Origin of the sequence: Sphingopyxis alaskensis RB2256, assembly GCF_000013985.1 — a bacterium.
Classification (GTDB): domain Bacteria; phylum Pseudomonadota; class Alphaproteobacteria; order Sphingomonadales; family Sphingomonadaceae; genus Sphingopyxis; species Sphingopyxis alaskensis.
In genome coordinates, this window is the sequence record NC_008048.1 from 1,453,093 (window position 1) to 1,465,775 (window position 12,683).

A 12,683-nucleotide genomic window follows, 5' to 3' on the forward strand; every position below is an offset into this window, starting at 1 on the left:
GATCAGCCACGCGCGGCTTCCGCGAGGATGAAGGCCTTGACGACATCATAGTCGCCGGGAAGCTTCGTATAGCGTTCCTCGCGCTCGAACAGATTGCCCAGCCGCGCGGGCAGTGGTGGGCGTACCCCGGTCGCGCGCTCGACCGCCTCGCGGAACTTGGCCGGATGCGCCGTCGCGAGCGTGACGACCGGAATCTCGGCGTCGATCTCCAGCGCGCGCGCCGCGGCGAGGCCCACCGCGCTGTGCGGGTCGATGATCTGTCCGCCGCGTTCCCGCGCCCAGCGCAGCGCGAGCGCCATCGCGTCGCCGTCGATGCGCGCGCTCGAAAACAGGTCGCGCGCGCCGGCCAGCATGTCGGCGGGGATGGTCATCGCGCGCTTCGCCTCGAACTCGGCCATCATCCCCGCAATGGCCGCGCCGTCGCGGCCCGCGAGATCGAAGAGCAGCCGTTCGAAATTGCTGCTGACCTGAATGTCCATGCTGGGGGTCGCGGTGGGCGTCACCGTCCCCGCGCTGTAATCGCCGCTGGTCAGCGCGCGGTGGAGGATGTCGTTGACGTTCGTGGCGACGACGAGCCTTGCGATCGGCAAGCCCATCTGCGCCGCGACATAGCCCGCGAACACATCGCCGAAATTGCCCGTCGGTACGCTGAACGCCACCGGGCGGTCGGGTCCGCCGAGGCGGACGGCGGCATAGAAATAATAGACGATCTGCGCCATCAGCCGCGCCCAGTTGATGCTGTTCACCGCCGACAGATTGACCTGGCCCCGCGCCGCTTCGTCGCCGAACAGCCGCTTCACCATCGCCTGCGCATCGTCGAAGCTGCCGTCGATCGCGATATTGTGGACGTTGGGCGCGAGCACCGTCGTCATCTGGCGCCGCTGCACGTCGCTGACGCGGCCCTCCGGATGCAGCATGAATATCTGGATATGTTCACGCCCCGCCACGGCCTCGATCGCCGCCGATCCAGTGTCGCCGGAGGTCGCGCCGACGATCGTGATGTCGGTGCCGCCGCCACTCAGGAACGTCTCGAACAATTCGCCGAGCAATTGCAGCGCGACGTCCTTGAACGCCAGCGTCGGCCCATGGAAGAGTTCGAGCAGCCAGTGGCGATGATCGAGCTGGACCAGCGGCGTCACCGCATCGTGGCTGAACCGGCCATAGGCGGCCCGGCACAGCGCGCGCAGTTCGTCCTCGGTCAAAACGCTTTCGACGAAGGGCCGCATGATGCGAACCGCGGTTTCGACATAATCGAGGCCTGCGAGCGCGCGGATTTCATCTGCTGACATCCGCGGCCATTTGGTCGGCACATAGAGCCCGCCGTCGCTGGCAAGGCCCGCGAGCGTGGCGGCACGAAAGTCGAGGGTCGGCGCTGAGCCGCGGGTGCTGATATAGTCCATGACGCAGATGCGCCTAGCGGCGACGGCTTACGGTCGCAAGCGGCGACGCACGGCGAGGATATAGATGACCAGTGCTGCGGCGGCAAAGAGGAACCATTGCACCGCATAGGCGAGATGATTGTTCGGCGTGTCGTCGGCCGACGGCACCGCGCTCGGCCGTAGCCCCGCCACCGGCGTGTCGGCGACCAGCATCGCGCGCGCCGGGGACGCCTTGCCCATCGCCCGCGCGATCATGCCCGGCTGTTCGGGACCGGGAACAATCGTCCCCTGCACAATTCCGCCGGTCCATTTGGGCGGCGCGAAGCCGTCACCGATGCCGACATCGACCAGCACGCCCGGCCCTTCGGCGCCGGTGCGGCAGTCGGCGATCATGCGAAAACCCTTGCCCCCGTTGCGGTCGGTGCCGCTGCGCGGATCCCAGCGCACGGGTTCGAGGCAGACGACGCTGCTCTTGCGATAGAGCATCGCATCGGGCACCGGCGGCAGTTCGGGATAGGAGACAAGCGACGACATCGCCATATTGCGTTCGTACAGCGCGATCAGTGCTTCCTTGTCGGCCTTGCGCTGGAGTTGCCAGACGCCGAGGCCGATCATCACCGCCACCGCGATGAGGACCAGCAGGGTCGGGCCCAGCGGCCAGCGCGGCCGCGGCGTGTCCGAAACACCGCCTTCGGCGCGATCAGTCATGCGGACCGTCCAGCTTGCGCCCCTCGGCCGCCTGCCGCTGATGCTCGATCGCGAGCAGCGCGGCCTTGCCGACGCGCAGGCCATAGACGACCGCGGCGGCGGTCAGCGGTACCCACAGCAGAATATGCACCCAAAAGGGCGGACGCGCGACGGCATCGAGCGTCAGCGCCGCGACGATCAGCAGTGCGCCGATGATGAGCGTCAGGAAAGCCGCGGGGCCATCACCGACATTATAGGTCGAATAATCGAGCGCGCACACGCGGCAGTGCGAAGCGAACTTGACCGGCCCGTCGAACAGCGTCTGCGCGCCGCAGCGCGGGCAGAGGCCAAAAAGGGCAGCGCGCGCGACCGGCGGCTGCCCCTTTTGATCTGGCTTTTGGCCGGGCAATTTAGTGCGCAGCGACCGGCGCGCCCCAGCCGCCCCAGACATAGACGATGATGAAGAGGAACAGCCACACGACGTCGACGAAGTGCCAGTACCACGCCGCCGCCTCGAAGCCGAAATGCTGTTGCGGGGTGAAATGGCCCTTATAGGCGCGCACGAGGCAGACGATCAGGAAGATTGTGCCGACCAGAACGTGGAAGCCGTGGAAGCCGGTAGCCATAAAAAAGGCCGAGCTGTAATTGCTGCCACCGAAACCCCAGGGCGCGTGGGCATATTCATATGCCTGGATCGCCGAGAAAACGACGCCGAGGATGATCGTCGCCCACAGCCCCTTTTTCAGACCTTCGCGGTCGCCGTGGATCAGCGCGTGGTGCGCCCAGGTGATCGTCGTGCCCGAGCAGAGCAGGATCAGCGTGTTGAGCAGCGGCAGCGAGAAGGGATCGATGACTTCGATGCCCTTGGGCGGCCACATGGCGATGGCGTCGGCGCCCTCCTGCCCGAACAGCGAGGTGACCGCACCGTCGGCATATTCGATCGGCACCGGAAACAGCGAAAAGTCGAACCAGGCCCAGAACCAGCCGACGAAGAACATCACCTCCGACGCGATGAACAGGATCATGCCATAGCGCAGGTGGAGCTGGACGACCGGCGTATGGTCGCCGGCATGGGCTTCGTTGATGACGTCGGCCCACCACTGGAAAAAGGTCGCGATAACGCCGGCCAAACCCAGCCCGAGCACCCATTTGCCGACGCCGCCGAAATAATCGTCGTGCATGAACATCACGAGCCCGAAAAACATCGTCAGCGCCGCAAACGAACCGATGAGCGGCCAGACGCTGGGGTTTACCAGGTGATAGTCATGATGTTTGGCACCGGCCATGTCACAATTCCCGTTTTTGCTGCCCCAGCATCGCGATTCCCCACCGCCTGCCGGTCCTCGTTAGACTCTCGGAGCGGCCTTAGCTCGCCTTTTTGCCCTCGTCTACAGGGTGGAAGGTATAGCTGAGCGTGATTTCCTGAACGTCGCGCGCGTCGGGGTCGTCGACGATCGCGGGGTCGACGAAGAAGAGCACCGGCATCCGCACCTGTTGCCCCGGTTCCAGCCGCTGTTCGGTGAAACAGAAGCACTGGATCTTGGTGAAATATTTACCCGCCTGCGTCGGCGTGACGTTGAAGCTGGCAGTGCCGACGACCGGCGCGGCCGAATTATTTTCGGCGATGAAGATCGCCATGTCGCGCGCGCCGATGCTGACCGTGTCGGTCGGATGCTCGGGATAGAATGTCCATGGCAGCCTGGGCGAGACATTGGCGTCGAAACGCACCGATATCGTCTGGCTGAGGATTTCGGGCTCGGCTGCGGCAGCGGCGGCGTCGTAACGCTGCGTCGTACCGCCGAACCCCGTCACGCGGCAGAAAAGATCGTAGAGCGGCACCGCCGCGAAGCCGAGACCCGTCATGGCGAGCGCAAGGATGCCGGCAAGGCCGGCGGTTCTGGCTTTGGGCGACAGGCTCTGGATCATGCGAAAATCTGCATCTTTGCGATGGTGATGAAGAAGAACAGGACCGCGAGCGCACCGAGCATCCACGCCATCATATTCGCGCGGCTGCGCTGGCGGCGCCGATATTCGGCCTCGTCGAAGGGCGGCTGGTCGGGTTCGTTCGTCATAGCGGCCACCAATGATCGGCCACCACCGCGCCGAACAGGATGAAAAGATAGGCGATCGAGAAAGCGAAAAGCCGCTTTTCGGGCTGCATCCTGTCGTCCTCGGCCGTCGTTCGGATGCCGACCTGCACCGACAACAGGACAAAGATTGCCGAGAGCAAAATCGCCGTCCAGCCATAAAGCGCACCGGTATAGCCCAGCGGCCAGGGCGCGATCGCAGCCGCGGCCATAATCAGCGCATAAAAAAGGATCTGGCGCCGCGTCGATTTTTCGCCCGCGACGACGGGCATCATCGGAATGCCGGCGGCGGCATAATCCGAGCGGACGAACAGCGCGAGCGCCCAGAAATGCGGCGGCGTCCACAGGAAGATGAGCAGAAAGAGCAGCACCGGCAGCGGCGCGATCGATCCTGTTGCCGCGACCCAGCCGATCAGCGGCGGAAAGGCCCCCGCTGCGCCGCCGATGACGATATTCTGCGGCGTCCGGGGCTTCAGCCACATCGTGTAGATGACGACGTAAAAGAGGATCGAGCCCGCAAGCAGCACGGTCGCCTGCCAGTTCGACGCGAAGAGCATCAGGAACAGCGAAAAGGCAGCGAGCCCGATCCCGAACTGCAACGCCGTCTGCGGATCGAGCCGTCCGGCGGGCAGCGGGCGGCCTGCGGTGCGCTTCATCCTGGCGTCGAGCCCCGCCTCATACCATTGGTTGAGCGCGCCCGACGCCCCTGCCCCCAGCGCGATCGCGAGGATCGACGAAAAACCCAGCACCGGATGCACGTCACCCGGCGCCGCGAGCAGGCCGCACAGCGCGGTGAACACCACCAGCGACATGACGCGCGGCTTGGTCAGCGCGAGCAGGTCGCGCCAGTCGGCGGGGAGCGTCATCGCATCATGGGTCAGGCTTTGCGCCATAATCACTCCGGCCATCAGGGCTGCGCCCCCTGCCGGAAGTCAGCAGAGGGCGCGGCCTGTCAGGCGATACGCGGCAGTTCGTTGAACTGGTGGAACGGCGGCGGGCTCGACAGCGTCCATTCGAGCGTCGTTGCGCCTTCGCCCCACGGATTGTCCGCCGCCTTCTTCCCCGCGACCAGCGACCAGAGAATGTTCGCGAAGAAGATCAGCACGCCCACGCCCATGATGACATAGCCCCAGGACGAGATGAGGTGCCAGAAGGCATAGGCGTCGGGATAGTCGGGGTAACGGCGCGGCATTCCCTGCTGACCCAGGAAGTGCTGGGGGAAGAAGAGCACGTTCACGCCGATGAAGAAGATCCAGAAGTGCAGCTGGCCCAGCGCCTCGTTGTACATCCGGCCCGACATCTTCGGGAACCAGTAATAGAAACCGGCGAAGAGCGAGAAGACCGCGCCGAGCGAAAGCACATAGTGGAAGTGCGCGACGACATAATAGGTGTCGTGAAGCGCGGTATCGACGCCGCCATTGGCGAGAACCACGCCGGTCACGCCGCCGACGGTGAACATGAAGATGAAGCCCAGCGACCAGACCATCGGGGTCTTGAAGCTCATCGACCCGCCCCACATCGTCGCGATCCAACTGAATATCTTGATGCCGGTCGGGACCGCGATCACCATCGTCGCCGCGGTGAAATACATCTTCAGGTTCACGCTCATGCCGACGGTGAACATGTGGTGCGCCCACACGATGAAGCCGACGACACCGATCGCCACCATGGCATAGGCCATGCCGAGATAGCCGAACACCGGCTTGCGGCTGAAGGTCGAGATGACCTGGCTGACGATGCCGAAGCCCGGCAGGATCATGATATAGACTTCGGGGTGGCCGAAGAACCAGAAGAGATGCTGGTAAAGCACGGGATCGCCGCCGCCCGCCGCATCATAGAAGGTGGTGCCGAAATTGCGGTCGGTGAGCAGCATCGTGATCGCCGCGGCAAGCACCGGAAGCGCGAGCAGCAGCAGGAAGGCGGTGACGAGCACCGACCATACGAACAGCGGCATCTTGTGCAGCGTCATGCCCGGCGCGCGCATGTTGAAGATGGTCGTGATGAAGTTGATCGCGCCGAGGATCGACGCCGCGCCCGCAAGGTGAAGCGAGAAGATCGCCATGTCGACCGCGGGCCCGGCCGAACCACTGGTCGACAGCGGCGCATAGACCGTCCAGCCGGTGCCGGCGCCAAGGCCGCTGCCGCCGGGCACGAACATCGATCCGACGAGCATGACGAACGCCACGAAGGTCAGCCAGAAGGAGACATTGTTCATGCGCGGGAAGGCCATGTCGGGCGCGCCGATCATCAGCGGCACGAACCAGTTGCCGAAGCCGCCGATCATCGCGGGCATGACCATGAAGAAGACCATGATCAGCCCGTGCGCGGTGATCATCACGTTCCAGAAATGCTTGCCCGCAACCTCGTCGCCCGCGCCGCCGAGCATTTCGGCCCAGCCGCCCAGATATTGCACGCCCGGTTCGGCGAGTTCGAGGCGCATCATGCCCGACAGCACGCCGCCCACGATCCCCGCGACGATCGCGAAGATCAGGTAGAGCGTGCCGATGTCCTTGTGGTTCGTCGACATGAACCAGCGGACGAAAAAGCCCGGAGTGTCGTGATCATGGTCGTGCGCGTGATCGGCATGGCCGTGCGCGGGTGCAGTCGCTGCGATATCGGTCATCTGTCGGACCCCTTGTTAATTCTTGGCAGCCGGGATGGCGGCGGGAGCCGCAGCTGGCGCGGATACGGTCGTGGCGGCGGCGGTCTCGACGACCGGGCCATTCGGGTTGCCGCCTTTCGAGCGCACCCATGCCTCCCACTTGTCGACCGGCAGCACTTCGACCGCGATCGGCATATAGCCATGATCGACGCCGCAAAGCTCCGAGCACTGGCCGTAATAAACGCCGACCTTGTTGGCGGTGAACGTCGTTTCGTTGGCGCGGCCGGGAACCGCGTCCATCTTGGTCCAGAAAGCGGGGACGGCGAAGCTGTGGATCACGTCGGCGCCGGTGACGATCAGCTTCACCTGCCGCCCGACGGGGACGACCATGCGGTTGTCGACGGCGAGCTGGTGCGGCTCGCCCGCGGCGTCGGCCTGTTCCTTGGTCAGCATCTTCGACACATATTCGCCGATGCCCTGGTCGGGATAGGCATAGCCCCAATACCATTGGTATCCGGTGACCTTGATCGTCAGCGCGTCCTTCTTGGGCGGTTCATATTGCGCCGCGAGCAGACGGATCGACGGCACCGCGATCACCGCGAGGATGAGGACGGGGATCGCGGTCCAGACGATCTCGATGAAGGTATTGTGTGTCGTCTTTGACGGCACCGGGTTCGCCCTGGCGCGATAGCGAAAGATAACCCACAGCAGCAGGCCGAGAACGAAGAGCGAGATGATCGTGATGATCGGCAGCAGCATCACATGGTTGAACCAATAGGCCTGTTCGCCGATCGGGCTGACCTGCGGCTGGAAGTCGATTCCCCGGTCGACCGGCTGGCCGACGCCGGGCGTCGGCTTCATCGGTACATAGGTCGCGTCGCCCGCGGGCGACGCCGCATCGGCAGCCGCCGGAACCGCGACGGGGGCTTCGACGGGCGCGGCGACCGGCGCCGGATTCGCCGCGGTCGGAGCCGTCGCGGCGGTCTGCGCATGACCGGCGCCGACCGCGCCAAGCGACAAGGCTGCCGCGATTAACACCTTGATTACAGGGGTTTTCAAGCTCTTCATAAGGATAGTGCCGCCCGTTGCCTGTTGTATTTATGATTCCCCAGCCCGCCATTCCCGCCGCCGGACATGCGCCCGCGCAGCCATCGGACCGGCTGAATCTCGCGGGCGCTATAGACCCGCTTGCCGCTTGCCTCAAGCATCTCTAACACTATTTTGCGGCGGGCAAACAGGCGCCGCCAAAACCCGGTCGCCCGCCGCGGGCGACGCTATGGACAAAAGACCGATCTCCCATGACTGACGACCAAATCCTGGCCGAGTTCCGTGCCGCCGACGCCCTGCTGCAGGGGCATTTCCTGCTCTCCTCCGGCCGCCACAGCGAATATTATCTGCAATGCGCGCGCGTGCTGATGGATACGGAACGCGCCGGGCGCCTCGCCGCCGCGCTCGCCGCCAAGCTGCCGCGCGAACTCAAGCAGGCGATCGACCTTGTCGTCTCGCCCGCGATGGGCGGCGTCATCATCGGGCACGAAATGGGCCGCGCGCTCGGCAAGCCGGCGATTTTCGTCGAACGCCCGACCGGCACCTTCGAACTGCGTCGCGGCTTCACCATCGATCCCGGCGCCAAGGTGCTGATGGTCGAGGACGTCGTGACCACCGGCCTGTCCTCACGCGAAGCCATGGAAGCGGTGCGCGCCGCAGGCGGCGAGGTCGTCGCCGAAGCCGCGCTCGTCGATCGCTCGGCAGGTAGCAACATCGACCTTGGCGTGCCCTTCTACCCGCTCGTCGCGATCAACTTCCCGACCTATGCCGCCGACGAACTGCCCCCCGAACTCGCGGGCACCGAGGCGATCAAGCCCGGCAGCCGGAGTGTGGCAGCTTGAACGTCGCGCCCTCTCCGCACCGCCTGCGGCTCGGCGTCAACATCGACCATGTCGCGACGATCCGCAATGCGCGCGGCGGCGAGCATCCCGACCCGGTGCGCGCGGCGGCGATCGTCGCGGCGGTCGGCGGCGACGGCATCACCGCGCATCTGCGCGAGGACCGGCGCCATATCCGCGACGACGACCTCGCACGCATCCAGGCGGCGACCGACCTGCCGCTCAACCTCGAAATGGCGGCGACCGACGAAATGGTCGAGATCGCGCTGCGCCACAAACCGCACGCCGCGTGCATCGTCCCCGAAAAGCGCGAGGAGCGCACGACCGAGGGCGGGCTGGACGCCGCGGGGCAGCATAATCACCTTGCGCCGATCGTCGCGCGCCTGTCCGACGCGGGCATCCGCGTCAGCCTGTTCATCGAGCCCGACGCGCGCCAGATCGAGGCCGCGATGCGCCTGCGCGCGCCGGTGGTCGAGTTTCACACCGGCCGCTATGCCCATTCAGACGGCGAAGCGCGCGCCGCCGAACTGCGCCGCATCGCCGACGCTGCGGCGCTCGCGTCGAAGAACGGCATCGAACCGCACGCGGGGCACGGCCTCACCTATGACAATGTCGTCCCCGTCGCCGCGATCCCGCAGCTCGCCGAACTCAACATCGGCCATTATCTGATCGGCGAGGCGATCTTTACGGGGCTGGAAGATGCGGTGCGGCGAATGCGGGCGCTGATGGATGAGGCGCGGGGATGAAAACGTCCGATTTTGTCGAGAAACAGTGGCGTGCTTCCATTTGGTTTCTCAAGATTTTTCCGTTCTTCATTCTGCTGATTGTCGTTATAAACATTTGGCACGATGCAGATCAGGGGAAGCCATTTGACTGGATGCACATCGTTTATGGCATAGGCTTCCTGTTTTTCACCTGCGTCCTGTATGTGTTTATGCGGTTGATCTTCAAATTTGTGCGCGCGAAGGTCCAGCACGACGAGCGGCGGTCATGATCATCGGCCTCGGCTCCGACCTCTGTAATATCGAGCGTATCCAGGCTTCGCTCGACCGTTTCGGCGAGCGCTTCGAAAATCGCGTCTTTACCGACGTCGAGCGCGCCAAGGCGGCGCGGCGGCCGTTCACGCGCGCGGGCACCTACGCCAAGCGGTTCGCCGCGAAGGAGGCCTTCTCCAAGGCCGTCGGCACCGGCTTCAAGCGCGGCGTGTTCATGAAGGACATCGGCGTCGTCAACGCGCCGTCGGGGGCGCCGACGCTGGCGCTGACCGGCGGCGCGGCAGAGCGGCTCGCGGCCATGATACCGCCCGGTCACACGGCGCATATCCACCTGACATTGACCGACGACCACCCCTGGGCGCAGGCGTTCGTCATCATCGAAGCCATCAAGGACTGACCGGATAATGACGAAGAAAAAGACGAAGGATGACGGAAGCTGGGGCAAGCTGATCCGCGATATTGCGGTGATATTGCTGCTCGTGCTCGCCATCCACAGCTGCGTCGCCAAACCCTTTTACATTCCGTCCGATTCGATGATGCCGATCCTGCGCAACGGCGACCGGCTGATCGTCAGCAAATATCCCTATGGCTGGTCCTACGCCTCGGTCAGCTTTCACCTTGCGCCCAAGATGGAGGGGCGCCTGTTCGGCAGGCTGCCCGAACGCGGCGACATCGTCGTGCTCGAACATCCGCTGACGCGCGTCGATTATATCAAGCGCGTGATCGGCCTGCCCGGCGATACGATTCAGCTGACGAACGGCGAACTCAGCATCAACGGCAAGCCAGTGAAGCGCGAGGTGCAGCCGATGCTGGCGATCCCTGTCGATCGCAACACGCCCGGCCCCGATTCCAGCCTGTCGCGCTTCGTCACGCGCGGCGCCGACGGGAAGGAACTGCTCGAAATCCCGATCGTCCGCGAAACGCTGCCCGGCGGTGCCAGCTTCGATACGATCGACATGGGCCCCGGCTATGCCACCGACGATTATGGCCCTTATGTCGTGCCCGCAAATCATCTGTTCCTGATGGGCGACAACCGCGACGGTAGCGCCGACAGCCGCGTTCCGGCCGAACTGAAGGGCCTGGGCGGCGCGGTGCCGTTCGACGCGATCGCCGGGCGCGCGGAGATCATCAGCTTTTCGACCGACGGGACGGCCAAATGGTATAATCCGCTGAGCTGGTTCGAGGCGCTGCGGCCGGGGCGTGCGGGAACCGACCTGCGGCCCGTGCGTGCAGGCGATTAGCAAACGGGGAACAAGCCATGGCGGAGACGAGGAAGGCAAGCGGGATACGCACCTCCGCCGCCTATGACGCGACGAGCGAGGCCCCCGGCCCGACCGAAATCCGCAGCCAGATCGTCCGCGCCGAACTGCTAAAGGCGGGCGTATGGCTGGGCCTTGCGCTGGCTATCGGGCTGTGCATCATCCTGATCCAGCCGATCCTGCTGATCTTTGCCGCCATCGTGCTCGCCTCGATGCTCGATGGCGGGACGCGCCTGCTCGGCCGGGTGCTGCCGGTCGCGCGCGGCTGGCGGCTGCTGATCATCTGCCTGGCCCTGCTCGCCTTCCTTGCCTGGACGATCCTGTTCGCGGGCTCACAAATCGTCGCCCAGGCCGCCGCGCTGCAAGGTGTCGTCATGGGGCAGGTCGAACGCATCGCCGGCTGGGCAAGCGATCATGGCATGGGAAGCTTCCAGCTCGATACCAGGACGATCGCCGACAATATCGCGGGCACCGTCGGCCGTGTTACCGCGGCGGTCGGCACCGTGCTCGGCGCGCTGACCAGCCTGGTGATGATCGTCGTCCTTGGCATCTTCATCGCGATCGAACCGCGGCTTTACGAACGCGGGGTCGCGTGGATGCTGCCGATGAACGCACGCGAGAACTTCTATATCACCACTGCACGCATGGGCTTCACGCTCCGCCGCCTGATGGCCGGGCGGCTGCTCGGCATGTTCGTCGAAGGCATCGGGACGTGGCTCGCCTGTCTCGCCGTCGGCATTCCCATGGCGGCGCTGCTGGGGCTGCTCACCGGCCTGCTCGCCTTCATTCCCAACATCGGCGCGATCCTGTCGGGCGTGCTGCTCGTCCTTGTCGGCTTCTCGGCAGGGACCGACACGGGGCTGTGGGCGATCGGCATCTATCTGGTCGTGCAGACGGTCGACGGCTATCTGATCGTGCCGATGGTCGCGAAGAAGACGGTCGATCTGGCGCCCGCGCTGGTGCTGGGTGCGCAGATATTGTTCGGTGCGCTCCTCGGACTGATGGGCCTGTTCCTCGCCGATCCGATCGTCGCGATGATCAAGGTCGCGCTGGAGCGCGAGGCCGAGCGCAATGCGGGGGCGGCCGAAGGGAAAGCGGCGGCAAGCTGAGGGCTCATCGCCCCCGCGGAGGCGGGGGCCGCTGGTATCCTTGCGCTATGCCGATAGCGGCCCCCGCCTTCGCGGGGGCGACGATTCTGTTAAGGCTGCGGCGCACCCGGCGGCGGACCGGCCGGCCCACCGGGACCGCCCTGCATCATCTGTTGCTGCTGCATCTGTTGCATCTGCTGCATCTGCTGCTGCATCGCGCGAACCTCGGCCTCCGAGCGGAAATCGAGCAGGGTGACGGTGAAATGCAGCGTGCTGTTCGCGGGGATTGGCCCGACCGCGCGGTCGCCATAGCCAAGCTGCGGCGGGATGGTGATCCTGTATTCGCCACCCTTGCGCATCCGCGTGAGTGCCTCGGAAAAGCCCGGCACGACCTGCGCGACCTGCATCGGCGCCTGTTCATTGGCGTCGAAAACAGTGCCGTCGGCGAGCTTGCCTTCATATTTCACCAGCACGACATCGGCCTTGGTCGGGCTGGGGCCGCTGCCTTCCTTGACGACCTCGAAGCCGATGCGCGGGGTCATGTGCCAGGCGAAAGCCGCGGCGGCGACGATCAGCGCGATCACGCCCAGCCACATCAGCCACAGCCCGCCCTTGTTCACCGGGCGCAATGGAACCGTCGTCACGCTCATTTCCGCTGATCCTTCCGCAAGCGCCGTTGGCGCAAAACTGTCGGTGAGGC

At 65.1% G+C, this 12,683-nt stretch carries 16 protein-coding genes; 6 read left to right on the top strand and 10 right to left on the bottom strand.

From position 1 onward, the window contains the following. Positions 1-2: 2 nt before the first annotated feature. From thrC to coxB, 9 genes are all read right to left on the bottom strand, one after another. On the bottom strand, positions 3-1,400 hold the full coding sequence (thrC, locus tag SALA_RS07090; RefSeq protein ID WP_011541692.1) for a threonine synthase: 1,398 nt from the start codon (positions 1,398-1,400) through the stop codon (positions 3-5). A 27-nt stretch (positions 1,401-1,427) separates the two neighbouring features. After that, on the bottom strand, positions 1,428-2,087 hold the full coding sequence (locus SALA_RS07095; RefSeq protein ID WP_049754602.1) for an SURF1 family protein: 660 nt from the start codon (positions 2,085-2,087) through the stop codon (positions 1,428-1,430). Continuing rightward, positions 2,080-2,475, bottom strand: a complete 396-nt coding sequence (locus SALA_RS07100; RefSeq protein WP_011541694.1) for a DUF983 domain-containing protein — start codon at positions 2,473-2,475, stop codon at positions 2,080-2,082. Before SALA_RS07100 ends, SALA_RS07095 begins: the two co-directional genes overlap by 8 nt. A 1-nt stretch (position 2,476) precedes the next feature. Next, positions 2,477-3,352 (bottom strand): cytochrome c oxidase subunit 3, encoded by an 876-nt coding sequence (locus SALA_RS07105; protein ID WP_011541695.1) that lies wholly within the window; start codon positions 3,350-3,352, stop codon positions 2,477-2,479. A 79-nt stretch (positions 3,353-3,431) separates the two neighbouring features. Next, positions 3,432-3,992 carry a cytochrome c oxidase assembly protein gene (locus SALA_RS07110; RefSeq protein ID WP_011541696.1) on the bottom strand — a complete coding sequence of 187 codons (561 nt, stop codon included), beginning with the start codon at positions 3,990-3,992 and terminating at the stop codon, positions 3,432-3,434. Then, positions 3,989-4,138: a hypothetical protein gene (locus SALA_RS17315; protein WP_192807454.1), complete on the bottom strand. Its 150-nt coding sequence runs from the start codon at positions 4,136-4,138 to the stop codon at positions 3,989-3,991. Before SALA_RS17315 ends, SALA_RS07110 begins: the two co-directional genes overlap by 4 nt. Beyond that, a complete protein-coding gene (locus tag SALA_RS07115; protein WP_011541697.1) occupies positions 4,135-5,061 on the bottom strand; it encodes a heme o synthase in 927 nt (308 codons plus the stop codon). The genes SALA_RS17315 and SALA_RS07115 overlap by 4 nt, the downstream gene beginning before the upstream one ends. Before the next feature lie 44 nt (positions 5,062-5,105). Beyond that, positions 5,106-6,776 carry a cytochrome c oxidase subunit I gene (gene ctaD, locus SALA_RS07120; RefSeq protein ID WP_011541698.1) on the bottom strand — a complete coding sequence of 557 codons (1,671 nt, stop codon included), beginning with the start codon at positions 6,774-6,776 and terminating at the stop codon, positions 5,106-5,108. Positions 6,777-6,791: 15 nt separating this feature from the next. Then, complete coding sequence (coxB, locus tag SALA_RS07125; protein WP_011541699.1) at positions 6,792-7,823, bottom strand: cytochrome c oxidase subunit II; 1,032 nt, start codon at positions 7,821-7,823, stop codon at positions 6,792-6,794. Between the two features lie 230 nt (positions 7,824-8,053). Here coxB and pyrE point away from each other — a divergent pair, with 230 nt between their 5' ends. From pyrE to SALA_RS07155, 6 genes are read left to right on the top strand one after another with little or no spacing between them, the layout of a single operon-like run. After that, on the top strand, positions 8,054-8,644 hold the full coding sequence (gene pyrE, locus SALA_RS07130) for an orotate phosphoribosyltransferase (RefSeq protein ID WP_011541700.1): 591 nt from the start codon (positions 8,054-8,056) through the stop codon (positions 8,642-8,644). Further along, entirely contained in the window at positions 8,641-9,387 is a 747-nt protein-coding gene (locus SALA_RS07135) for a pyridoxine 5'-phosphate synthase (RefSeq protein WP_011541701.1), read from the top strand. The genes pyrE and SALA_RS07135 overlap by 4 nt, the downstream gene beginning before the upstream one ends. Further along, positions 9,384-9,635 (top strand): hypothetical protein, encoded by a 252-nt coding sequence (locus tag SALA_RS07140; RefSeq protein ID WP_011541702.1) that lies wholly within the window; start codon positions 9,384-9,386, stop codon positions 9,633-9,635. Before SALA_RS07135 ends, SALA_RS07140 begins: the two co-directional genes overlap by 4 nt. Further along, the gene (gene acpS, locus SALA_RS07145; protein WP_011541703.1) at positions 9,632-10,033 is read left to right on the top strand and encodes a holo-ACP synthase; all 402 of its coding nucleotides are present in this window, start codon (positions 9,632-9,634) and stop codon (positions 10,031-10,033) included. Before SALA_RS07140 ends, acpS begins: the two co-directional genes overlap by 4 nt. A 7-nt stretch (positions 10,034-10,040) precedes the next feature. Continuing rightward, positions 10,041-10,877 (top strand): signal peptidase I, encoded by an 837-nt coding sequence (lepB, locus tag SALA_RS07150; RefSeq protein WP_011541704.1) that lies wholly within the window; start codon positions 10,041-10,043, stop codon positions 10,875-10,877. A gap of 17 nt (positions 10,878-10,894) precedes the next feature. Beyond that, positions 10,895-12,004 carry an AI-2E family transporter gene (locus SALA_RS07155; RefSeq protein ID WP_011541705.1) on the top strand — a complete coding sequence of 370 codons (1,110 nt, stop codon included), beginning with the start codon at positions 10,895-10,897 and terminating at the stop codon, positions 12,002-12,004. Between the two features lie 89 nt (positions 12,005-12,093). Here SALA_RS07155 and SALA_RS07160 read toward each other — a convergent pair whose 3' ends face one another. Continuing rightward, positions 12,094-12,633: an FKBP-type peptidyl-prolyl cis-trans isomerase gene (locus tag SALA_RS07160; protein ID WP_041383165.1), complete on the bottom strand. Its 540-nt coding sequence runs from the start codon at positions 12,631-12,633 to the stop codon at positions 12,094-12,096. Positions 12,634-12,683: the final 50 nt, after the last annotated feature.

Bases quoted from the DNA above. Each gene is read 5' to 3' on its own strand.
- thrC (WP_011541692.1), bottom strand. From the start codon at position 1,400: ATGGACTATATCAGCACCCGCGGCTCAGCGCCGACCCTCGACTTTCGT.
- SALA_RS07095 (WP_049754602.1), bottom strand. From the start codon at position 2,087: ATGACTGATCGCGCCGAAGGCGGTGTTTCGGACACGCCGCGGCCGCGC.
- SALA_RS07105 (WP_011541695.1), bottom strand. From the start codon at position 3,352: ATGGCCGGTGCCAAACATCATGACTATCACCTGGTAAACCCCAGCGTC.
- SALA_RS07110 (WP_011541696.1), bottom strand. From the start codon at position 3,992: ATGATCCAGAGCCTGTCGCCCAAAGCCAGAACCGCCGGCCTTGCCGGC.
- SALA_RS17315 (WP_192807454.1), bottom strand. From the start codon at position 4,138: ATGACGAACGAACCCGACCAGCCGCCCTTCGACGAGGCCGAATATCGG.
- SALA_RS07115 (WP_011541697.1), bottom strand. From the start codon at position 5,061: ATGGCCGGAGTGATTATGGCGCAAAGCCTGACCCATGATGCGATGACG.
- ctaD (WP_011541698.1), bottom strand. From the start codon at position 6,776: ATGACCGATATCGCAGCGACTGCACCCGCGCACGGCCATGCCGATCAC.
- coxB (WP_011541699.1), bottom strand. From the start codon at position 7,823: ATGAAGAGCTTGAAAACCCCTGTAATCAAGGTGTTAATCGCGGCAGCC.
- pyrE (WP_011541700.1), top strand. From the start codon at position 8,054: ATGACTGACGACCAAATCCTGGCCGAGTTCCGTGCCGCCGACGCCCTG.
- SALA_RS07140 (WP_011541702.1), top strand. From the start codon at position 9,384: ATGAAAACGTCCGATTTTGTCGAGAAACAGTGGCGTGCTTCCATTTGG.
- acpS (WP_011541703.1), top strand. From the start codon at position 9,632: ATGATCATCGGCCTCGGCTCCGACCTCTGTAATATCGAGCGTATCCAG.
- lepB (WP_011541704.1), top strand. From the start codon at position 10,041: ATGACGAAGAAAAAGACGAAGGATGACGGAAGCTGGGGCAAGCTGATC.
- SALA_RS07155 (WP_011541705.1), top strand. From the start codon at position 10,895: ATGGCGGAGACGAGGAAGGCAAGCGGGATACGCACCTCCGCCGCCTAT.
- SALA_RS07160 (WP_041383165.1), bottom strand. From the start codon at position 12,633: ATGAGCGTGACGACGGTTCCATTGCGCCCGGTGAACAAGGGCGGGCTG.